Origin of the sequence: Acidovorax sp. GW101-3H11 (assembly GCF_001633105.1) — a bacterium.
Lineage (GTDB): Bacteria > Pseudomonadota > Gammaproteobacteria > Burkholderiales > Burkholderiaceae_C > Acidovorax.
Map to the genome: position 1 here is coordinate 59,356 of NZ_LUKZ01000012.1, position 20,923 is coordinate 80,278.

The 20,923-nt window shown below is 67.0% G+C and carries 21 protein-coding genes; 5 read left to right on the plus strand and 16 right to left on the minus strand.

The window, feature by feature from the left end:
- Positions 1-60: 60 nt before the first annotated feature.
- From A1D30_RS12875 to A1D30_RS12915, 9 genes are all read right to left on the minus strand, one after another.
- On the minus strand, positions 61-1,521 hold the full coding sequence (locus A1D30_RS12875) for an NAD-dependent succinate-semialdehyde dehydrogenase (protein ID WP_063461124.1): 1,461 nt from the start codon (positions 1,519-1,521) through the stop codon (positions 61-63).
- A 50-nt stretch (positions 1,522-1,571) separates the two neighbouring features.
- The gene (locus tag A1D30_RS12880; protein WP_063461125.1) at positions 1,572-2,552 is read right to left on the minus strand and encodes a tripartite tricarboxylate transporter substrate binding protein; all 981 of its coding nucleotides are present in this window, start codon (positions 2,550-2,552) and stop codon (positions 1,572-1,574) included.
- A gap of 138 nt (positions 2,553-2,690) precedes the next feature.
- Positions 2,691-3,512: a 4-hydroxy-2-oxoheptanedioate aldolase gene (hpaI, locus tag A1D30_RS12885; RefSeq protein ID WP_063461380.1), complete on the minus strand. Its 822-nt coding sequence runs from the start codon at positions 3,510-3,512 to the stop codon at positions 2,691-2,693.
- A gap of 13 nt (positions 3,513-3,525) precedes the next feature.
- On the minus strand, positions 3,526-4,329 hold the full coding sequence (hpaH, locus tag A1D30_RS12890) for a 2-oxo-hept-4-ene-1,7-dioate hydratase (RefSeq protein WP_063461126.1): 804 nt from the start codon (positions 4,327-4,329) through the stop codon (positions 3,526-3,528).
- A 16-nt stretch (positions 4,330-4,345) separates the two neighbouring features.
- Positions 4,346-4,801: a 5-carboxymethyl-2-hydroxymuconate isomerase gene (locus A1D30_RS12895; protein ID WP_063461127.1), complete on the minus strand. Its 456-nt coding sequence runs from the start codon at positions 4,799-4,801 to the stop codon at positions 4,346-4,348.
- A 36-nt stretch (positions 4,802-4,837) separates the two neighbouring features.
- A complete protein-coding gene (gene hpaD, locus A1D30_RS12900) occupies positions 4,838-5,761 on the minus strand; it encodes a 3,4-dihydroxyphenylacetate 2,3-dioxygenase (RefSeq protein ID WP_063461128.1) in 924 nt (307 codons plus the stop codon).
- Between the two features lie 77 nt (positions 5,762-5,838).
- Positions 5,839-7,296, minus strand: a complete 1,458-nt coding sequence (gene hpaE / locus A1D30_RS12905; protein WP_063461129.1) for a 5-carboxymethyl-2-hydroxymuconate semialdehyde dehydrogenase — start codon at positions 7,294-7,296, stop codon at positions 5,839-5,841.
- Positions 7,297-7,339: 43 nt separating this feature from the next.
- Positions 7,340-8,107, minus strand: coding sequence for a fumarylacetoacetate hydrolase family protein (locus A1D30_RS12910; protein ID WP_063461130.1), 768 nt, complete (start codon positions 8,105-8,107; stop codon positions 7,340-7,342).
- Complete coding sequence (locus A1D30_RS12915) at positions 8,104-8,799, minus strand: fumarylacetoacetate hydrolase family protein (RefSeq protein ID WP_063461131.1); 696 nt, start codon at positions 8,797-8,799, stop codon at positions 8,104-8,106. The genes A1D30_RS12910 and A1D30_RS12915 overlap by 4 nt, the downstream gene beginning before the upstream one ends.
- A 131-nt stretch (positions 8,800-8,930) precedes the next feature.
- On the opposite strand from A1D30_RS12915, the gene hpaR reads away from it, so the two are divergent.
- Positions 8,931-9,395 carry a homoprotocatechuate degradation operon regulator HpaR gene (hpaR, locus tag A1D30_RS12920; protein ID WP_063461132.1) on the plus strand — a complete coding sequence of 155 codons (465 nt, stop codon included), beginning with the start codon at positions 8,931-8,933 and terminating at the stop codon, positions 9,393-9,395.
- Positions 9,396-9,535: 140 nt separating this feature from the next.
- Positions 9,536-10,489, plus strand: a complete 954-nt coding sequence (locus A1D30_RS12925) for an AraC family transcriptional regulator (RefSeq protein WP_199865983.1) — start codon at positions 9,536-9,538, stop codon at positions 10,487-10,489.
- Between the two features lie 172 nt (positions 10,490-10,661).
- Here A1D30_RS12925 and A1D30_RS12930 read toward each other — a convergent pair whose 3' ends face one another.
- The 7 genes from A1D30_RS12930 to A1D30_RS12960 form a co-directional block, all read right to left on the minus strand.
- Positions 10,662-11,366: an ATP-binding cassette domain-containing protein gene (locus A1D30_RS12930; protein WP_063461381.1), complete on the minus strand. Its 705-nt coding sequence runs from the start codon at positions 11,364-11,366 to the stop codon at positions 10,662-10,664.
- Positions 11,367-11,371: 5 nt separating this feature from the next.
- Positions 11,372-12,082 (minus strand): ATP-binding cassette domain-containing protein, encoded by a 711-nt coding sequence (locus A1D30_RS12935; RefSeq protein WP_063461134.1) that lies wholly within the window; start codon positions 12,080-12,082, stop codon positions 11,372-11,374.
- The gene (locus tag A1D30_RS12940; RefSeq protein WP_063461135.1) at positions 12,079-13,119 is read right to left on the minus strand and encodes a branched-chain amino acid ABC transporter permease; all 1,041 of its coding nucleotides are present in this window, start codon (positions 13,117-13,119) and stop codon (positions 12,079-12,081) included. The genes A1D30_RS12935 and A1D30_RS12940 overlap by 4 nt, the downstream gene beginning before the upstream one ends.
- 29 nt (positions 13,120-13,148) lie before the next feature.
- On the minus strand, positions 13,149-14,006 hold the full coding sequence (locus A1D30_RS12945) for a branched-chain amino acid ABC transporter permease (RefSeq protein ID WP_063461136.1): 858 nt from the start codon (positions 14,004-14,006) through the stop codon (positions 13,149-13,151).
- Between the two features lie 33 nt (positions 14,007-14,039).
- Positions 14,040-15,296, minus strand: coding sequence for an ABC transporter substrate-binding protein (locus A1D30_RS12950; protein WP_063461137.1), 1,257 nt, complete (start codon positions 15,294-15,296; stop codon positions 14,040-14,042).
- A gap of 61 nt (positions 15,297-15,357) precedes the next feature.
- The gene (locus tag A1D30_RS12955; RefSeq protein ID WP_063461138.1) at positions 15,358-16,860 is read right to left on the minus strand and encodes an aldehyde dehydrogenase family protein; all 1,503 of its coding nucleotides are present in this window, start codon (positions 16,858-16,860) and stop codon (positions 15,358-15,360) included.
- Between the two features lie 105 nt (positions 16,861-16,965).
- Complete coding sequence (locus A1D30_RS12960; RefSeq protein WP_063461139.1) at positions 16,966-18,546, minus strand: GMC family oxidoreductase N-terminal domain-containing protein; 1,581 nt, start codon at positions 18,544-18,546, stop codon at positions 16,966-16,968.
- Between the two features lie 151 nt (positions 18,547-18,697).
- Between A1D30_RS12960 and A1D30_RS12965 the strand changes: the two genes are divergently transcribed.
- From A1D30_RS12965 to A1D30_RS12975, 3 genes are read left to right on the plus strand one after another with little or no spacing between them, the layout of a single operon-like run.
- Positions 18,698-19,495, plus strand: a complete 798-nt coding sequence (locus tag A1D30_RS12965; protein ID WP_063461140.1) for an SDR family oxidoreductase — start codon at positions 18,698-18,700, stop codon at positions 19,493-19,495.
- An 11-nt stretch (positions 19,496-19,506) separates the two neighbouring features.
- Positions 19,507-20,307 (plus strand): MoaF C-terminal domain-containing protein, encoded by an 801-nt coding sequence (locus A1D30_RS12970; protein ID WP_063461141.1) that lies wholly within the window; start codon positions 19,507-19,509, stop codon positions 20,305-20,307.
- A gap of 10 nt (positions 20,308-20,317) precedes the next feature.
- A complete protein-coding gene (locus A1D30_RS12975) occupies positions 20,318-20,710 on the plus strand; it encodes a nuclear transport factor 2 family protein (RefSeq protein WP_063461142.1) in 393 nt (130 codons plus the stop codon).
- Positions 20,711-20,923 lie beyond the last annotated feature (213 nt).

The following is a 20,923-nucleotide window of genomic DNA, read 5'->3' on the forward strand; positions in this document are numbered from 1 at the left end:
CGGGTGTTTCTTGATTTTTCTTCAAACGTCCACGGCGTTGCACGCCCCCTGGTGGCCTCCTCAGACGCCGCCCATGCACAGGTACTTGGTGTCCACGTATTCCTCAATGCCATGCACCGAGCCCTCGCGCCCCATGCCCGACTGCTTGACGCCGCCGAACGGGGCCACTGCCGTGGAGATCACGCCCGCATTGATGCCCACCATGCCGTACTGCAGCGCGCCACTGACACGCCAGACCCGCCCCACATCGCGCGAATAGAAATAGGCCGCCAAGCCAAACTCGGTGTCGTTGGCCATCTGGATCGCCTCGGCCTCGGTGTGGAAGCGAAACAGCGGCGCCACCGGGCCGAAGATTTCCTCGCGGGCCATGCGCATGTCCGGCGTGATGTCCGCGAGGATCGTGGGCTCGTAGAACGTGCCGCCCAGCGCGTGGCGCCGCCCGCCCGTGACCACCCGGGCGCCCCGGGCCTTGGCATCGGCGACCAGCGCCTCCACTTTGGTGAGAGAGGCCTCGTCGATCAGCGGGCCCTGCTCCACGCCCTCCTCCAGGCCGTGGCCCACCTTCAGCGCAGCCACGGTACGGGCCAGTTTTTCGGCGAAGGCGTCGTAGACGCCGTCCTGCACCAGCAGGCGGTTGGCACACACGCAGGTCTGCCCCGTGTTGCGGTACTTGGAGGCCATGGCCCCTGCCACGGCCGCATCCAGGTCTGCGTCCTCGAACACGATGAAGGGCGCATTGCCCCCCAGTTCCAGCGACATCTTCTTGAGCGTGGGTGCGCACTGTGCAGCCAGCACACGGCCGATTTCGGTCGAGCCCGTGAACGTGAGCTTGCGCACCACGGGGCTGGCCGTGAGTTCCGCGCCGATGGGCCGCGCATCGCCGGTGATGACGCTGAACACCCCCGCCGGGACACCCGCCCGCGCCGCGAGTTCGGCCATGGCCAGCGCCGACAGCGGCGTCTGCGTGGCGGGCTTGACGATGATGGTGCACCCGGCGGCCAGCGCGGGCGCCACCTTGCGCGTGATCATCGCGGCCGGGAAGTTCCAGGGTGTGATGGCCGCACAGACACCGACCGGCTCGCGCGTCACGACGATGCGCTTGTCCAGCCAGGGTGAGGGAATCACCTCGCCATAGATGCGGCGGGCCTCTTCGGCAAACCACTCGATGTAGGACGCCGCATAGGCGATCTCACCCCGGGCTTCGGCCAGGGGTTTGCCCTGCTCGCTGGTCATGATGAGGGCCAGGTCCTCCTGGTGCTGCAGCATGAGCTCGAACCAGCGGCGCAGGATGCGCGCGCGGTCCTCGGCCGTGCGGTCCTTCCAGGGGCCAAACGCTCGGTCAGCGGCGGCGATGGCGGTCTGGGTTTGCGCAGCGCCCGCGTTCGGGATGGTGCCGATCAGCGCGCCATTGGCGGGGTTGTTCACAGCGAGCGTGGCCCCGTTGTCGGCATCGACCCACTGGCCGTCGATGTAGCAGCGGGCCTTGAGCAGGCTGGGGTCCTGGAGTGCGAGTGTGTGCATGGCGTAACGGTCTGGTTGCTGTGGTGTGTCGGGCGGAGCGAACCCAGGGCTCACTCCAGCTTCAGGCCGATGTCCTTGATGAGCTTGCCCCAGCGCGCGCGTTCGGCCATGGCAAAGGTGTTCATCTGCGCGGGCGTGCCGGGCATGGCCTCCACACCCAGGGCCTGGAAGCGTGCCTTCACCGGCGTAGAGTTCAGTGCGGCCTGCAGCGCGGTGCTCAGGCGCTTGATTTCTTCGGGCGACGTGGACGCATGGACCGACATGCCCTGCCAGGCAAACGCCTCGAAGTCCTTGAGGCCTTGCTCCATCAGCGTCGGCACTTCAGGCAGCGTGGCCATGCGCTGGGCGCTGGCCACGCCAATGGCGCGCAGGTTGCCCCCCACGATGTTTGGCATACCGCCCGCCGACTCGACAAACATGAAAGGAACCTGCCCACCCATGATGTCCTGGATGGCCGGCGTGACACCCCGGTAAGGCACATGGGTCATGTTCAAGCCGGTCTGCTGGCGCAGCAGCTCCATGGTCAGGTGGTGGGGCGTGCCCGCGCCGGGCGATGCATAGTTGACGCCGCCAGGCTGGGCCTTGGCCCAGGCCACGAACTCCTTGAAGTTCTTGACGGGCAGCTTGGGCGACACCACCAGGATCAGCGGGAAACGCACCAGCATGCCCACCGATGACAGGTCCCGGTCGGCGTTGTACGACAGCTTGCTGTACAGCCAGGGGTTGGTGGCCAGCACGGCGTAGTCGCCCGTGAGCAGCAGGTTGGCCGGGGTGGAGGAGCGTGCCACATAGTCCGCAGCGATGTTGTGCGCAGCGCCGGGCTTGTTGACCACCACGATGGTCTGGTTCAGCGTCTTGCTCATCTGGTCGGCCACGGTGCGCGCAACGATGTCGGTGCCGCCACCGGCCGCCATGCCGACCACCCACTCGAGGGGGCGTTTGTCCTGCGCCAGGGTGGCCATGGGCAGGCCGCTCAGGGACATCGCGGCGGTGCACAGGGCCGCGCGGCGGGAGAGGTTGAATGTGGACATGGGGTGTCTCCTCACAGGGAATGGTTGGAAAAAAGGCCGGCTTGGTGGCTGGCTCGGGGAAAAACGGAAAAAGGCTGCGCTGCGGGCACTGCCTGCTGCAGTGCCCGGTGCCGGGTTGTCTATGTGTGGATGGGCCTGTCAGTAGGGGTTGCCACCGCCAGCCAGGGGCACCCTCGTTGGCACAGGCGCCGAGTTGCGGCCAAAGCTGCGCGCCAGCTCTGTAGCGCTGCGCACCAGCAGCGTGGTGTCCACACCGACGGCCACGAACAGGGCACCCGCGTCGAGGTAGCTCTGGGCCAGCTGGCGGTCTGCCATCAGGATGCCGGGGGCCTTGCCGACCGCACGCACCGTGGCAATGCCCTCCAGGATGGCCCGCTGCACTGCGGGGTGGCTGGCCTGGCCCCGGTATCCCATCGACGCCGACAGGTCCGCAGGGCCGAAGAACACGCCGTCCACGCCGTCGGTCGCTGCGATGGCCTGCAGGTTCTGCATCGCCAGCGGGGTCTCGGCCTGCACCAGCAGGCACATCTCGCCGTTGGCGCAGTTCAGGTAGTCCTCCACCTGATTCCAGCGCGAGGCCCGCGCCAGCGCGGCACCCATGCCCCGGATGCCTTCGGGTGCATAGCGCATGGCCCGCACCATCAGGGCCGCCTGCTCGGGCGTATCGACCATGGGGATGAGCAGGGTCTGCGCGCCCACATCCAGGTACTGCTTGACCAGCGCCACATCGGCCTGCACCGGGCGCACCACGGGGTGCGCGGGGTATGGCGCCACGGCCCGCAGCTGGTCGAGCACGCTGCGCACGTCGTTGGGCGCATGTTCGCCGTCCAGCAGCAGCCAGTCAAAACCGCAGCCGGCCAGCGCCTCGGCGGCGTTGGCATCAGCCAGCCCCACCCACAGGCCAATTTGCGGCTGGCCTTCGCGCAGCGCATTGCGAAACCGATTGTTGGGGATCTGCATCATGGCAAAGGCCTCACACAAAACGGAAGGACACGGAGCCCAGCGGGCCGTAGTCGGCATGGAAGCTGTCGCCCGCCACCGCCGCCGTGGGGCGTGTGAACGAGCCCGCCAGCACCACATCGCCCGCGTTGAGCTGCTCGCCATAGGGCGCGATCTTGTTGGCCAGCCAGGCCACGCCATTCGCCGGGTGGTTGAGCACGGCGGCAGCCAGGCCACTCTCCTCGATCACGCCGTTCTTGTGCAAAAGCGCGCCCACCCAGCGCAGGTCCACATCCAGGGGCTTGACGGGGCGGCCGCCCAGCACGATGCCTGCATTGGCGGCGAAGTCCGAGATGGTGTCGAAGACCTTGCGCATCACGCGGGTCTCGCGGTCGAACTGCTCGATGCGCGAGTCGATGATCTCGATGGCGGGCACCACATAGTCGGTGGCCGAAAGCACGTCAAACAGCGTGACGCCCGGGCCTTTCAGGGGCTTGCCCAGGATGAAGGCCAGCTCCACCTCCACGCGCGGCGCGATGAAGCGCTCGAAGGGAATATCGCCACCGGCATCGAAGAACATGTCGTCCATCAGAGGTGCATAGTCGGGCTCGGTGATCTGGCTGGCGATCTGCATCGCCCGCGAGGTCAGACCGATCTTGCGGCCCTTGATGGTGCGGCCCTCGGCCAGCTCCAGCCGCACCCATTCGCGCTGGATGGCGTAGCCGTCCTCGATGGTCATCTCGGGGTACTGCAGCGAGAAGTGGCGCAGCTGCGTGCGGGTCATACGTGCGTCTTGGAGCGCGCGCGCCAGGGCGCCCACGGTGTCTTGTGAAAGCATGGTGTTGTAGGGGCCGTCAGCGGTTGGCCGGCTTGTGGAACAGGGGGTGGATGGAGCTGTGTTTGGCGTCGAACACCTCGGGACCTTCGTCGATCTGCAAGGTGATGCCGATGTGGCGCGACGCCAGCAGCGCAGCAAAATGGGCCTGGGCTGTGGCCTCCAGCGCGCGGCCCACGGACAGGTGGGTGGCAGCGCCACGGCCGCGCCCCATGCGCAGGTTGAGGTAGACGAAGGCATAGCCCGCGCCATCCCCCGCCGCCAGCCCGGCGGCCCCGCCATCGGCCACGGCGCAGTGCGCAGCCGGGTAGGCCAGCACGCGCACGCCGCCGGTGGGGAACACCGGCTTGCCCGCTTCATCCACCTGGGCGCACAAGGTGCGGGCCAGCGTGCGGCACAGCGCCGCCATGTCACTGCCGCCTTGTGCGGCGGGCAGGTCCAGGTTGGGGGTGTAGAGGATGACCAGGTGGGGCATGGCGCGGCTCCGGCTCAGGTGCGGGTCAAGGACGGGTTAGAGGCGGCTGAAGGCCTGGTAGCCCGAGGCCGAGGAGGCCTGCGCCGCCGGAATCGCACGCCCCGTCTGCGGGGTGACCGGGAAGATGGCGTTGATCTGCCCTGTGCCCGAGGCGCCGAAATACGGCGTCACCACCTCCGCCCGGCCCGCGTACTCCGACCAGCCCAGTGCACCCACAAGCATGGCGGTGTCGTGCATGAACCCTTCGCCATGGCCCTTGGCCGCGTACTCGGGCAACATCTCGCAGAACGTGGCCCAGTCGCCCGCCTGCCACATCTCGATGACGCGGTGGTCCAGCGTCTCCAGGAAGGGGCTCCAGATCCTCTGGGCAAATTCGGGGGCCAGGCCGTTCTGGGCAAAGCGGTGGCTCAGGCTGCCGCTGGCCAGAAAGGCCACGGTGCCGTCGTAGTGCTCTTCAATGGCCCGGCGCATGGCCCAGCCCAGGCGCGCGCTGTCGGCCAGATAGTGCACCTGGCACAGAGCCGACACCGACACCACCTTGAAGTGCTGGTCGGCGTTCATGTAGCGCATGGGGACCAGCGTTCCGTACTCGGGCGCCAGCGTGGTCGCGGGGTGGGCCAGGGTCTCCACGCCCTGTGCGCAGCAGGCCTGGGCCAGCAGCTGCCCCAGCTCCGGATTGCCGGGAAACGCGTAGTCCAGGTTGCTGATGAAGTGGGGCAGCTCGTTGCTGGTGTACACCCCCTGGAACTGCGGCGCGCAGTTGATGTGGTAGTTGGCGTTCACCAGCCAGTGCGTGTCGAACACCACGATGGTGTCCACGCCCAGCTCCCGGCAGCGGCGGCCGATTTCTGCATGGCCGTCGATGGCGGCCTGGCGGAACCCTTTTTGCGGTCCCTCCAGTTCGCTCAGGTACATGGAGGGCACGTGGGTGATTTTGGCTGCCAGTGCGAGTTGTCCCATTCTTTGCTCCTGTATTTCTCGGCTGTTCTGTGGTTCGATTGGATGCTTGCGGGGTACGACGTGGTCCAGGCCGCAGGTCAAACACCCCAGTGCGGAATGTGGTGGCTCCCCATCGACACCGCAATGTTCTTGGGCTCCAGGAACACCTCGTAGCTCCAGGTGCCACCTTCGCGCCCCGTGCCGCTGCCCTTCGTGCCGCCGAAGGGCTGGCGCAGGTCGCGCACGTTCTGACTGTTGACGAAACACATGCCTGCCTCGATGCCGGCCGCCACGCGGTGTGCCCGGCCAATGTTCTCGGTCCAGACGTAGCTCGACAGGCCGTACTGGATGTCGTTGGCCAGGCGGATCGCTTCGGCCTCGTCCTCGAACGGGATCAGGCAGGCCACGGGGCCGAAGATCTCTTCCTGGGCAATCTTCATGCGGTTGTCCACGTCCGCGAACACCGTGGGCAGCACGAAGTTGCCCTTTTGCAGATGGGCCGGCAGGTCGGGCGTGCCGAGGCCGCCGCACAGCAGGGTGGCGCCCTCTTTCGGGCCCAGTTCGATATAGCTGCGCACCTTGGCCAGATGGGCCTGGCTGATCATCGGACCGACGATGGTCTTCTCATCCAGCGGGTCCCCCACCACGATGCGGCGCGCGCGGGCCGCGAACTTCTCTGCGAAGTCGGCATAGATGGACTTCTGCACCAGGATGCGCGAACCGGCGGTGCAGCGCTCTCCGTTGTTGGAGAAGATCATGAAGAGGGCGGCGTCGAGCGCGCGGTCCAGATCGGCGTCGGCAAACACCACGAACGGGCTCTTGCCGCCCAGCTCCATGCTGAACTTCTTGAGGCCTGCGGCCTGCACGATGCGGTTGCCCGTGGCCGTGGAGCCCGTGAACGAAATCGCGCGCACGTCGGGGTGTGTGCACAGCGGCTCGCCCGCGTCCTTGCCATAACCATGCACCACATTCAGCACACCGGCCGGAATGCCCGCTTCGAGCGCCAGCTCGCCCAGGCGCGCAGCCGTCAGGGGCGACAACTCGCTCATCTTGAGCACCGCCGTGTTGCCGAAGGCCAGGGCGGGAGCTACCTTCCAGGTGGACGTCATGAAGGGCACGTTCCACGGCGAGATCAATGCGCACACGCCCACCGGGTGGAACAGCGTGTAGTTCAGGTGGGTGGGCGTGGGGTAGGTGTGGCCGTCCACGCGGGTGCACATCTCGGCAAAGTAATAGAAGTTGTCGGCAGCACGCGGAATCAGCGCCTTGCCGGTCTGGCCGATCACCTGGCCCGTGTCCTTGGTTTCTGTCAGTGCCAGCGTGGGCACCTCGGCGGCGATCAGGTCGCCGAGCTTGCGCACGAGCTTGGCGCGCTCGGGGGCGGGCAAGCCGGCCCAGGCGGGAAAGGCGTCCTTGGCGGCGGCCACGGCGGCATGGACTTCGGCCGCGCCACCGCTGGCCACCTCCGCCAGCACCTCCTGCGTAGCGGGGTTGACGGTCTCGAAGTATTCGCGGCTTTCGACGGGCTTGCCGCCGATCAGGTGTTGGATGCGCATGAGAGGAATCTCCAGGAAGCAGGGATATTTTTTGGGAGGGAAGTCAGCGGCCGAAGGCTTCGTCGCCCACGATGGTGTTCACCAGCCGGCCGATGCCGTCGATCTCGGTGACCACCTGGTCGCCCACGCTGACGTTCACCACGCCTTCGGGCGTGCCCGTCAAGATCACGTCGCCCGCGCGCAGCGTCATGAAGCCGCTCAGGTACTCGATCAGCTCGGCAATGTCATTGACCATGTTGCCCGTGTGCCCCTGCTGCACTACCTGGCCATTGACCAGGGTGCGCAGTTGCAGATCGTGCGGATCGGGCACATCGGCGGCATCCACGAACCAGGGGCCCAGCACGGTGCAGGTGTCGCGGTTCTTCACGCGCAGGTTGGGCCGGTACCAGTTCTCCAGGTAGTCGCGGATCGCGTAGTCGTTGCACACCGTGTAGCCCGCCACATGCTGCAGGGCGTCGGCCTTCTTGACGCCCCGTGCGGTCTTGCCAATGACCACCGCGAGTTCGCACTCGTAGTGCATGAAGGCCGCATCGGCCGGCCGGCGCGTCTGACCGTTGTGGCCGATCAAGGCGCCCGGGCCCTTGAGGAACACCAGGGGTTCGTCCTTCGTGGTCACGGTCAGCTCGCCCGACAGCTCCTTGAGGTGGTCGGCATAGTTCAGGCCCAGCGCGATGATGGTGCCCACTTCGAAAGGCGGCAGCCAGACCACCTCACCCTGCTCCAGCACGCGGCCATCGGCCAGTCGGATCTGCTCGCCATGGGGGGTTGCCTCATGAATGGCGCCTGCATAGGCCACCCTTGCCTTCTTCATTGCGAAACTCCTTCATTCACCAACCGGTTGTCGAGCTGGCCCAGGCCCTTGATCTCGATGCGGACCTGCTGCCCGGCCCGCACACGCGGAGCATCGGCAGACACCCCCAGCATGAGCACATCGCCGGGCGACAAGGTCATGAACTCCGTCACATCGGCCAGCAGGCGCGCCACCGTGCGCCGCCGCTCGCCCGTGGTGGTGGCGTGCACCAGGGCACCGTCCACCCAAACGCGTACATCCAGGGCATCGGGGTTGCCCACCGCGCTGCAGGGCACGACCATGGGCCCGATGGGGCAAGAGCCATCGCGCGCCTTGAAGCGAATCGAGGGCCGGTAGAACAGGCCATGGGGCACGCTGATGTCGTTCACGATGGTGTAGCCCGCAACGTGGTCCAGCGCCTGCTCTGGCGCCACGCGGCACGCAGTGCGGCCGATGACGATGCCCAGCGAAGCGCCGATCTCCAGCTCGGGGGCATCGGCGGGCACCACCACGGCATCCCCAAGGCCCGCCAAGGTGTTGCGTGGCTTGATGTACAGAACCGGCGCCTTGGCGGGCGCCTTGTAGGGCGGCAACTCGGCAGCGGGCCCGAGCGAGGCAATCGCGGGCTCGTGGTTGAGGAGGGTTCCGTACACCACCCCGGACAGCCGGTAGGGCGCAACATCGAACTCCAGATGGCAGGGGTTTGAGTGCATGGCAGTTAATTGCTAATATGTGAGTATCTTATTTGCTAACATGTGAGCAAGTCAACATCCACCGCCTGTTTTTTCCCGGGGTTTACGCGGAGATCCAGGCCCTCAGTCCGTTTCGAGGATGATTCACATGTATGGATTCAAAACCACTGGACCTTGTCCATCGCAACCTGCCGCTGCTGTTTCTGCAGGCCCGTGAGAGCGTCTTTGCACGCTTCAGGCCCATCCTCAACATGGCCGGCCTCACCGAGCAGCAATGGCGCGTGGTACGCGCCCTGCTCGACCACGGGCCGCTGGAGCCCCGCCAGATTGGCGACATCTGCCGTCTGTCGAGCCCCAGTCTGGCCGGCATCCTGGCGCGCATGGACGACCTGGGCCTGGTGCTGCGCGAGCGGCTGGAAAACGACCAGCGCCGGGTGCGGGTGTCGGTCACGCCCAAAGGCAAGGCGCTGGCCGCCAGTCTGGCGCCCACGATCGAGGCCACCTACCGCGAGCTGGAGAACCAGTTGGGCGTCGAGTTCATTGCACACCTCTATGCCACGCTGGACGAGGTAATTGCCAAGCTCGGCACAGCCCCCGACAGCGACGACGGAAGCTGAGCGCGCTGCCGTAGCCAAGCACCTGCAGGCTGCGCACGCTCGAAAACCCGTGGTACGCCGCGGGCGGTTTTGTGATCGAATCACGCGCTCTTTGCAAGCGCTGCGAGCCCGCGAAGATGGGCCCCAACTGGAGACACAGCATGAAATGCGCGACCCACGAAACCCATGGTTTGCCGCTGCGGCAACAGCTCCAGCAATGGCAATCGGCCTCGGACCACTACTTTGGCCCCTTGCAGGCGCAGGCGATGAGCGAGGAGCCCTTTGATGCACGCATGAAGGCTTGGGAAGCCGGAGCGCTGCGCATGCTGACCATTGACGCCCCCGCCCACCGCATCCTGCGCGACCGGGTCGCCAGCGACCCGCGCCACGACAGTTTCAAGCTGCTGCTGCAGCTCAAGGGCGTGAGCGACATCCGCCAGCGCGACGCAAACTTCTGCCTGCATCCCGGGGACTGGAGCCTGTACGACCCGAGCGTTCCCTACACCATCACCTCGCAGGAGTCGATCCGCCAGCTGGTGGTGCAGATCCCGCGTGGCAAGCTCGGCCACCTGCCACTGGGCTCGCTACACACCTGCGAAGCCGATGCGCCCGAGCTGCGGGCCCTGTACCAAGTGCTGTCGTCGTTTCTGGGCGCCTTGGCGGCGCAGCTGAGCACCCTGCCCGATACCGTGGGCGAACCCCTGTCGGAGACCACGCTGGGCCTGCTAGCACAGGCACTGCAGGCCCAACGCGGCGATGCCCCCGAACGCATGCCGCTACCCGAAGCCATGCGCGCACGGGTGCGGCAATACATCCAGAGCCACCTGGACGACGCGGACCTGACCGTGGAACGCATCGCACACGAAATGCGCTGCTCCAAGCGCTATCTGCACACTCTGTTCCAGGGCGAAGCCCACACGCTGGATCGCCAGATATGGCTGTCACGGCTGGAGCGCTGCAGGCAGGCCCTGGCGGGCGCCGATGTATCCACCGTGTCCATTTCTGCACTGGCCTACCGCTGGGGATTCAACAGCAACGCGCATTTCTGCCGCCTGTTCAAGCGCGAGTTCGGCACCACCCCCAGCGCCTTCCTCAAGCGCGACAACCTGCATTGAGCGGGAACGGCTCCCTGAGTCGCTGGGGGCTGCCCTTGCCTGGCTGCACGGGCCAGGGTGCGCCGGTTGAGGCGTGCTGCGGCCTGTGGCCCGCGTGTTGCGCTATCGCTGCGCCTGAAGAAAAAGCCCCCCGGGCAGGCGGGCTGCTCGGGGGGCTTTGCACGGCTTGAAGTCAGGCTGCCAGGTAGCTGCTGTGCAGGATCTCCGGCTGTTCGCGCAGGGTCTGGGCCGGGCCGCCAAACGCGACCCGCCCCCGTTCAAGCACATAGGCATCTTCCGACACCGCCAGGGCCACACTGGTGAACTGCTCGATCAGCAGCACCCCCACGCCCTGCGCCGCCACCTGCTGCACCAAGGCCACCAGCCGCTTGACCACCATGGGCGCCAGCCCCAGCGACAGTTCGTCCAGCACCAGGTAGCGCGGCCGTGCGATCAATGCCTGCGCCACGCACACCATCTGCTTCTGCCCCCCCGAAAGCGAGCGGCCGAGCGCACCCATCTTCTCCGACAGCTCGGGCATCACCGCCAGAACGCGGTCCACCTCTGCCTGCACCTGGCGCGCAGGCCAGGCCGTAGCGGCAGCGCGCAGGTTGTCGTGCACCGACAGGTCACCGAGCACGCGATGCCCCTCGGGCACCACGGCCACGCCGGCGGCGCGCACCGCCTCGGGCCTGCGCCCCGAAAGCGCCACCCCATCGAGTTCGATGTGGCCTGCCACCAGCGGCAACGCCCCCGCCAGCGCCATGACCAGACTGGACTTGCCCGCCCCATTGGCCCCCACCAGCGCGGTGATCTGCCCGGGTGCCACCTGCAGCGACACACCATGCAACACGTGCTTGCCGCCGCGCTGCACCACCAGATTGTTCATACTCAGCATGGTTTTCACTCCTCCGTACCGAGGTAGGCGCGGCGCACCGCAGGGTCTTCGAGCACCTGCTGCGTCGGCCCCAGGGCCAGCCGCTGGCCGAAGTCCAGCACCAGGGTCTGCGTGCAGGTCGCCTTGATCAGGTCCACGTCATGGTCGATCAACAGCACCTGGGCTCCGCAAAAATCCTGGATGCCCAACAAGGCACGGCGCAGGAAGACGGCCTCTTGCTCGGTCAGCCCCGCACCGGGTTCGTCGAACAGCAGCAGGCGGGGCGCCCCCACCAGGGCCTTGGCCACCTCGACCATGCGACGCTGGAACAGGTTCAGCCGAGCCCCCAGCACGGTGGCCACGGAGGCCAAGCCCACGTACTCGATCACGCGCCCCACCTCGGCTTTGGCGCGTGCGCGCTCGTGGGGTACATGGTCCAGCATGGCCAGCACATTGCTCCACACGTCCAGGTCTTCCACCACCTGCTCGGTCTGGAACGAACGCCGCAAGCCGAAGCGCACGCGCTGTGTCGGCGTGAGGGCCAGCAGGTCGGTGCCGTCCACCGCGATATGGCCGGTGCGCGGCTGCACCAGGCCGCTGAGCACATTCACCAGCGTCGTCTTGCCCGCGCCATTGGGGCCGATGAGGCCACACACGTGGTGGTCCAGCACCGCATCCAGCTGCGTGAGGGCCTTGACGCCGCCGAACTGCACCGTCAGGTTGCTGATGGCGATCATGGGGCACTCCCTGCAGTCCAGCGCGCACGCACACGGTGCAGGAGGCTCAGCACCTGCCCTGCCACGCCCTCTTGCGCCGTGATCAGCGCATGCAGCAGGGCCGCGCCAAAAAAGACCATGGCCAGAAAACCATTGACGTTGAAATCAGTCAACAGCGATGGCACCGCACGCAGCAGAAGGCCCGCGATGATGGCTCCCAGCCAATGGTGCACACCGCCCACCACCGACAGCGCGAACAGCATCACCGACTCGCTGGCCCCAAAAGCCCGCCCGTCCAGCTGCCCCACCCCACCGGCCAGCAGCGCGCCGCCCACACCGGCACAGAAGCCGGCCAGTGCGAAGGCCCAGGTCTGGTAGAGCAGCACGTTGACCCCAGCCCCCAGGGCAGCCGCCTCGCCCCTGCGGATCAATGCCCAGGAGCGGCCTGCGCGTGTGCGGCGGTGCAGTTCGATCAACGCCAGCACGGCCGCCAGCCACAGCACCACATAGCGCAGGTAGGCGGAGTCGGAGGTGGCCACCGCCGGGCGCGCCATCAGCAGGCGCTCGCTCCCCTCCACCCGGCCCAACCAGCCCGGGCCACCGTCCGGAAAACCCACGACCGTGATGACCACCTGAAAGCCGCCAGCGAGCATGAGGGTGACCAGCGCCAGGTACAGCCCCTTCAAGCGCAGCGCCGGCAAACCCGCCAGCATGCCGACCAGGGCCGACACCAGGCCCGCCGCCAGCACACACAACTCGAACGGCAGGCCGCTGCCATGGCTGATGCGCAGGGCCACCCAGCCCCCCACGCCCAGCAGCGCAAACTGGCACAGCGACACCAGGCCCAGCTGGCCGTAGAGCAGGCCCACGCCAGCGGCCGCCACCGACAGCGCGAGCGCCGAACTGAAGGTCTTGGTCCAGTAGGCATTGGCCAGCCAGGGCAACACGGCGCCCAGCACCAGCAGCGTGCCCAACATCACCAGCAGGGAGCGCAGCCGCTCGCGCCGCACCCGATCCAGCGCAATCTGCAGCGCATCGATGGAGGGAGGAGTTGCCATAGGGCTTGCAATAGAAATGGGCGTCATGCCTAAGCCACGCGGGTGTTCGATTGATGAAAGGCGATCATGAGGAGCGCCACCAGGAAGGGGGTGGCGCTGCGGAACGAGGCCAAGCCCGGAACCACGATGGCCACAGCCTCCAGCACGCCAATGAGGATGCCCCCCACCACCGTGGCGGGCAGCGATTCCAGCCGGCCGATGATGGCGGCGGCAAAGGCGGGGATCACCATGAAGGTCAGCAGCGTGGCCTGCAGGCGCACGATATTGGCCAGCAGCAGGCCACACACGCCCGCGAAGGCGCCGCTGAGCACCCAGGCTACCGTGTCCACCTGCAGCACGCGAATGCCCAGCAGCGCGCTCAGGTCGCGGTCGTTGGCCAGCGCCCGCATCTTCAGACCGACCCGCGTGCGCGCCAGCAGCAGGCCGATGCCTACCATCATCGCCACCGCCAGAGCCAGGCCAATGACCCGCGTGTAGGTCAGTCGCACGTCGGCCAGCTCCAGCGCCCCCGCATCGGTGGGCAACACCAGGCGCCGGGGCTGCTCGCCCCAGAACCACTCGGTAAAACCCAGCACCACCAGCGCAAAGCCCAGGGTGCCAATGCCCCGGATGGTGGGGTTGCGCTGCGCCAGATGGGGGGCGATGAGGCGGCCATAGGCGAGCGACAACAACATGGCCACCACAACGCTGGCAGCCCAGGCCAGGGCCTGCGGCCAGCCGGACTCCAGCATCGACCAGGCAACGTAGGCCCCCAGCGCACCCAGCGCGCCAAACGCAAAGTTCAACACCCCGGACGAGCGGTAGAGCACCACCAGCCCCACCCCGGACAGTGCGTAGACCGCCCCCACCCCCAGGCCGGAGACAACAAAAGGCAACAAGTCAGGCATGGCAAGCGATCCTGGTCACATCACGGTGCGGTGTCACTTCAGGCCGAGCTTTTTCTCATCGGCGCGCACATCCACCAGCTCCGGGTCGTCGGCCATAAGGCAGCCCTTGGAGACGGTGGTGAAGCCGTTGCCATCGACCACCACCATGGGCCCTGCGTTGTTGGCGTTGTGGCGGTTTCCGGACCCCACGTAGAAGGGGTTGCACAGGATGTCGCTGCGGAAGTCGCCCACCTTGCGCAGCGCTTCGGTGACAGAGGCACGGTCGATCTTCTTCGGGTCCATTTTCAGCAGCGTTTCCGTCAGTAGCCGGGCCGCCAGGTAACCGGCCTGCGAGAAGGTGTCGCGCGGATCGGTCTTGGCACCGTGGGAGTTCATGACGGCCTGCCAGTTCAGGTTGTCGGCCCCCTTGGACTCCAGCGGGTTGAACTCCAGGTTGACGGCAAAGTTCTTGTTCCAGTACGGGCCAATGGCCTTGGGCACATCGGCGCTGTAGGCCGGTGCCGCTGAGACGAAATGGATTTTCTTGCCCAGGTTCTGCTGCTCGGCTGCGGCCAGCATGGGCACCAGGATGCCCTTGGGCACGTTCATGATGATGGTGTCGGGCTTCTTGGAGGCCGCCTGCAGCATCACCGACGTGGCATCGGCCGAACCCGGGTCGATGGCGATGGTCTCGACCTCGACGCCATTGGCCTTGCCCCAGGCCTTGGGCCCTTCGCAGGCCCAGTTGCCCAGGCTCGGAATGTTGGGAATGATGCAGACCATCTTCTTGCTCTTGTAGGCCTGCGCGGCATACATCGCGGCGATGGTGGCGCTGATGCGCGGGCCGGAATTGACGGGCACATAGTTCTTCGCGTTGAAGCATTCGCGCGGCACACCGGTGCCGGCCACCACCATCACGCCCTCGTCGGCATACATCTTGGCGTTGGCACCACACTCCACAAAACTGGTGTTGCCCGCCAGTGCCACCACCTTGCGGTCCTTGACGAGTTTGCTGGCCACCTGTGCGGCCGTCTCGGGGTTCCACTGGTCATCGGCAACGAGGTACTCCACCGGGCGGCCGTTGATGCCACCGTTCTCGTTCACGCACTTGAAATAGGCGGCAGCCGCCTGTGCCGACGAGCTGAAATCGTCCGGCCCCGTCTTGCCGACCACAGCGCCGACGGCGATGGGCTCGCCATCGGCCTTCTTGCCATTGCCCAGGCCGCACTTGGACTGAGCGAAGGCGCCAGAGGACGCGAAGGATGCGGCCAGGGTCACTGCCGACAATGCGGCGATGCGATAGATGTTCATGGTGGTTGTCTCCTTGGTTTGTGGTTTGTGGTTTCGTCGCGGCCTTGCGGCCTGGCGTGCATCAGACGGCCATGCACACGCTCTTCAACTCGGTGAAGCCCTCGACCGCCGCACGCCCGAGGTCGCGTCCGGTCCCCGATTGCTTGATGCCACCCAGGGGCAGCCCGGCATCCAGCACGTTGTGCGCGTTCACCCACACCACGCCCGCCTGCAGGCGGGGCACGATGCGGTGGGCATGGGACAGGCTCTGGGTCCACAGGCTGGCGGCCAACCCATAGGGGGTGTCGTTGGCGGCAGCGATGGCGTCTTCCACGTCGTCGAATGGCGCCACCGCCAGCACGGGGCCAAACACTTCTTCACGCACCACACGCATCTGCGCCGTGGTGTCGGCAAAAATCGTGGGCTGCACAAAACAGCCGGCATCGTGAACACGCTCACCACCCGCCACCAGCGTGGCGCCCTCGGCCTTGGCCGATGCGATGAAATCCATCACACGCGCGAAATGTGCTTTCGATGTCAGCGGCCCGAACTGCGTGGCGGCATCGAAGCCGGAGCCGATCCTCATGCCCTGGGCGATGCCCGCCAACTCGTCCAGCACGCGGCGGTACAGGCTGCGGTGCACCAGCAAGCGTGAGCTGGCCGTGCACACCTGGCCCTGGTGGAAAAAGATGCCCGTGGCGATGCCCTGTGCCACCTGCGACGGGTCGGCGTCCTCCATCACCACAGCCGGGCTCTTGCCGCCCAGCTCCAGCGTGAAGCGCGCCATGTTCTCCACCGCCGCGTGCCCCACCACCTTGCCCACGGCCGTCGAGCCGGTGAAGCTGAGCTTGCGCACACCCGGGTGGGCGATCAGTGCCGCACCGGCTGTCGCGCCGCGCCCGCACACCACGTTCAGCACCCCTTCGGGGATGCCCGCCTCCAGCGCCAGGTGCGCCAGGCGCAGGGCTGTGAGTGGCGTGTCTTCCGAGGGCTTGAGCACCACCGTGCAGCCAGCGGCCAGCGCGGGGGCGATCTTCCACAGCGCGATCGCGAGCGGGAAGTTCCAGGGCACGATGGCGCCGACCACGCCCACCGGTTCGCGGCGCGTGTAGGTGACCCACTGCGGGCCGGGAATCGGGATGGAGTTGTCGAGCGTCTGGCCTTCGAGCTTGGTGGCCCAGCCGGCCATGTAGCGCACGAACTCGGCACCGGCCTGTACATCGATAGCGCGCGCAATACCTTGCAGCTTGCCGCTTTGCAATGTCTCCAGCGCACTCAACTCGTCGGCATGGCGTTCGATCAGCTCCGACAGCCTGAACAACAGCTTTTCGCGGTCTGCAGGGCGCAGGCCGCGCCAGACATGGCTGTCAAACGCACGCTGGGCGCTGGCCACGGCCCGGGCTATGTCTGCCGCATCGCTGTCGGGCGCCTCGGCCACCACCATCTCGGTGGCCGGATCGGTCACGGGCAGCCAGCGGCCCGACAGCGCCGGTCCACTCACACCGCCGATGACATTGCCGACGCGCCGCTCGGACAGGAACTTGGCGCCTTGGAGCTGCTGGCTGGAAAGATCAAATGGATTCATGGTGGGTGTCGTTATGGATGCGGCAAAGAGAGAAGTTCAGTCTAGGCAGCAAGGGCCTTGCCCCATTGCCCCAGAGCGCAGCCGGTGTTGCCTGTGCGCGCATGTTCAAGCGGCCTGCAATACAAACTCCGCGCAGCGCTCGGCCAGCATGATGGTGGGCGCGTTGGTGTTGCCCGATGGCAGCGTGGGCATCACCGAGGCATCACACACCCGCAGGCCCGCCACACCCCGCACACGCAGGTGCGTGTCCACCACCGATGTGGCGTCGCCACCCATGCGGCAGGTGCCTGCGGGGTGGTAAACCGTCTTGGCGTGGGAGCGCACATGGGCCTCGACCTGCGCGTCGCTGAGCGTGGCCTCAGCGCCGGGCAGCAGCTCGTGCTCGACAACTTCTGCCAGTGCGGGCGCCCGCAAGATCCTGCGCGCCAGTTTCACCCCGCGCACCAGCGTGTCCACGTCGGCCTGCACGCGCAGCGCCCCCGCATCGAACAGGATGGGATGCGCCGGATCGGGGCTGCGCAGCGACACCGTGCCGCGCGACTGCGGGCGCAGAAAACAGGGGTTGATCGACAAGCCATGGCCCGGCAAAGGTTCGCGCTCCACATCGCCCACCAGCACCGGCAGCACATGGAACTGCACGTCGGGGCGGCCCGTTCCCAGGGTGTCCACAAACCCGCCAGACTCGACGACATTGGAGGTGAGCAGCCCGCTGCGCAGCAGTTGCCACTGCAACCCATGGCGCAGCGCGCGCAGCCCCTGGTCCTGCCCCAAGAGGCTGATGGGCCGGCGCGTGCGCGCATAGACACTCACTTCCAGATGGTCCTGGTAGTTCTGGCCCACGCCCGCGCTGTCGGCATGCACCGGAATGCCCAGCTTGTGCAGATCTTCGCCCGGGCCAATACCCGACAGCATGAGCAGCTGGGGCGACGCCAGCGCACCCGCACTGAGCAGCACGTCCTGCGCGCAACGCACCTGCTGCAGTTGCCCCGCCTCCATGAACTCGACGCCCACGGCGCGTCCGGCCTCCACCAGGATGCGGCGCACGTGCACGCCCGTGCGCACCGCCAGGCGTTCATCGCGCCGCACCGCGGCCAGGTAGGTGGCGGCGGTGGAGCCACGCTCGCCCCGGAAGGTGGTGGACTGGTAGAAGCCCACCCCAGCCTGCTCGGTCCCGTTGAAGTCGGGGTTGGCGGGCAGGCCTGCCTGCTGCGCAGCGGCCACGAAGGCTGCGCTGAGCGGGTGGCGAAAACGCGGCTCGCTGACCTGCAGCGGCCCGTCGCGCCCGTGCAGGGGCCCGGCATACCGCTCGTTCGACTCCGCCCGCACAAAGGCGGGCAACACATCGCTCCAGCCCCACCCCGTGCAGCCAGCGTCGCGCCAGCTGTCGTAGTCGGCCGCCTGGCCACGGATGTACACCATCGCATTGAGCGAGCTGCCGCCCCCCAGCATGCGCCCCTGCGGCACATGCATGCGACGCCCGTTGGCATGGGGCTGCGGCTCGCTCGCGTAGTCCCACGAGCGCTCGGTGCCGATGACCCGTACAAAAGCGGCAGGCATGCGCACGAAGGGATGTTCGTGGGTCGGTCCGGCCTCCAGCAGCAGCACGCGCCGCCCGGCACGCACCAGGCGGTGCGCCAACACGCAACCGGCGGAGCCGGCACCAATGATGATGTGATCGAAGTTCATGGCGGCCAGTGTGGGTCAGCCCCCGTACGGCGTAAACGGCCGATGCGGCTCCGTGCGTTGCCGGTCAACAGTTTGTGCGCTGACAGCGAACGGGGCTGCGGGGAGGCGTTAATAGACTCGATCCGTTCCAACTCACGGAGGTGTTCCGTCCATGTCAATCAAAGAGTTCGAAGGCAAGGTGGCCTTCATCACCGGTGGCGGCACCGGCATCGGCGCAGCGGTTGCGCAGCAGTTCGTGGCAGCCGGAGGGCGCGTGGTGCTCATGGGCCGCCGGCGCGAGCCCCTGCTCGCGGTGGCCGAGCCAATCGGTGGCCTGGTGGTGGCCGGCGATGCCGCCAATGCACAGGACGTGCGGGCCGCGCTGGCCGAGGCACGCGCGCACTTTGGTGGCATCGATGTGCTGGTGGCCAATGCAGGTGGCCATGGCGTGGGCGAGCTGACGGCCACCGACGACGAGGCCTGGCACATGGCCACCCGGTTGAACCTGGACACCGCCTTTGTCTGCGCCCGCGAGCTGATGCCTGGGCTGATCGAGCGGCGCGGCAACGTGGTTGTGCTCTCGTCCCTCGCGGGCCATTTCGCGAGGCCCGGCGTGGTGGGCTATGTGACGATGAAACACGCGCTCATCGGTTTGACCCGCTCACTGGCGCGGGACTACGGCCGGCACGGTGTGCGCACCAACGCGGTCTGCCCGGGCTGGGTGCGCACCGCGATGGCCGATGAGCAGATGCAGGTGCTCATCGACAAACACCAGCTCGCCAATGTTGATGCCGCCTACGCCCTGGTCGCGCGCGACGTGCCGCTGGGCCGCGCGGCCGAGCCCCGCGAGGTGGCCGACGCCGTGCTCTACCTCGCATCCCCGCGCGCGAGCATGGTCAACGGAACCTTCCTGATGGTGGATGGCGGCGCCTCCGCCGTTGACCTTCCCACCATTGCCTTTGCCCACTGAAAGCCCCTCCCATGACCCAGCTTGCATCCCCTGCGCCTACCCCTGCCGGGTGGAAAACCTACGACCAGTTCGCCGCAGGCATCGCCACCAACCGGCTGCCGCAGAGCGAGGCCCTGAAGGGCCAGACGCTGCACATCGACCTGCCTGCGCGTGCCCTGCATCTGCACTTCCCACAACCGCATCAGGTGGCCTGGACAGACACCGCGCATGGCGAAGGCCGCGACGCGTACGAAGCCGTGGAGGTGGCGCCCGGCACATTCTTCATCGACATCACGTTTGCCGCGCGCCCACTGTCCGCGCTAACGGTGATCGTGAACCTGCACACACGCCGCGTGCTGGCCATCGAATGCCGCGTGCGCAGCCCCGAAGAAGCCGGCGCCGAACCCCGCGTGGCCCAGGACTTCCTGGTGGGCACCCTGGCGGGCGGCCTGGCCAGCGGCCTGGTGCCACGGGAAAGCCGCGACCTGATCGGCCTGCGCACCTGGCAGACCTACAGCCCCAACCACACCTACGAGCACACTTACCTCAGCTCCGAGCGCTACTGCTGGCAGTGCCTGGTGGGCGTGCAGCGCGGCCATGGCGACGTGGACATGGCGACCTACTACCAGTTCGATGAGCAGCAGTACATCTTCACCTTCCGCGAGTTCCTGATTCCGGTCGCGTCGGTGTTCTTCTTCAACTTCGAAAGCCAGCGCTCGACCGGCAAGTTCCTCGGTTTAACCGGGGACGGCTCGGTCGCCAACAGCCCCGCAGGGGCCTTCATGCAGACCGCATCCACCACCACCTACCCGGCCTCCCACGCCCCCATCTGAGCCACACCCCATGACCATCAGCAATTTCGACATCATCCAGGCCCACTACGCCGCCTCCGACCGCAAAGACATCGCGGGCATGATGGCCCACGTCTCACCCGAGGTCCGCTGGACGGAGATGGCGGGCTTTCCCTGTGCCGGCACCTGGGTCGGGCCACAGCAGGTCATCGACAACGTCTTCGCGGCACTGGGTGCCGCCTGGGAGGGCTATCAATTTCAACTGGAGCGTCTGATCGACGGCGGCGACCGCATCGTGGGCGTGGGTGATTACCGCGGCACCTACCGCGCCACCGGCAAGCCCATGCACGCGCGGGTGGTGCATGTATGGCAGCTCCAGGACCAGCAGGTGGTGGCGTTCGAGCAGTTCACTGACACGCTGCTGGTGGCCCGTGCGATGGCCTGAGGCACGTCGCAGACCGCTTCGCTATACTGCGCTCCATGCCCACACACACCTCCTTTGCCATGACCGCCGCATCTGCGGTGGCATTGCAATGTGTGGGCAAAGCCAAAAAACCAGAGCTCATCTGACCGGAGCTGTGGTTCCGTCCGGATGAGCGACGGAACCACCTGGTAGAGAAATACCCCTTCTTTTTTCTTCCCTTCCCGGCATTCCGCG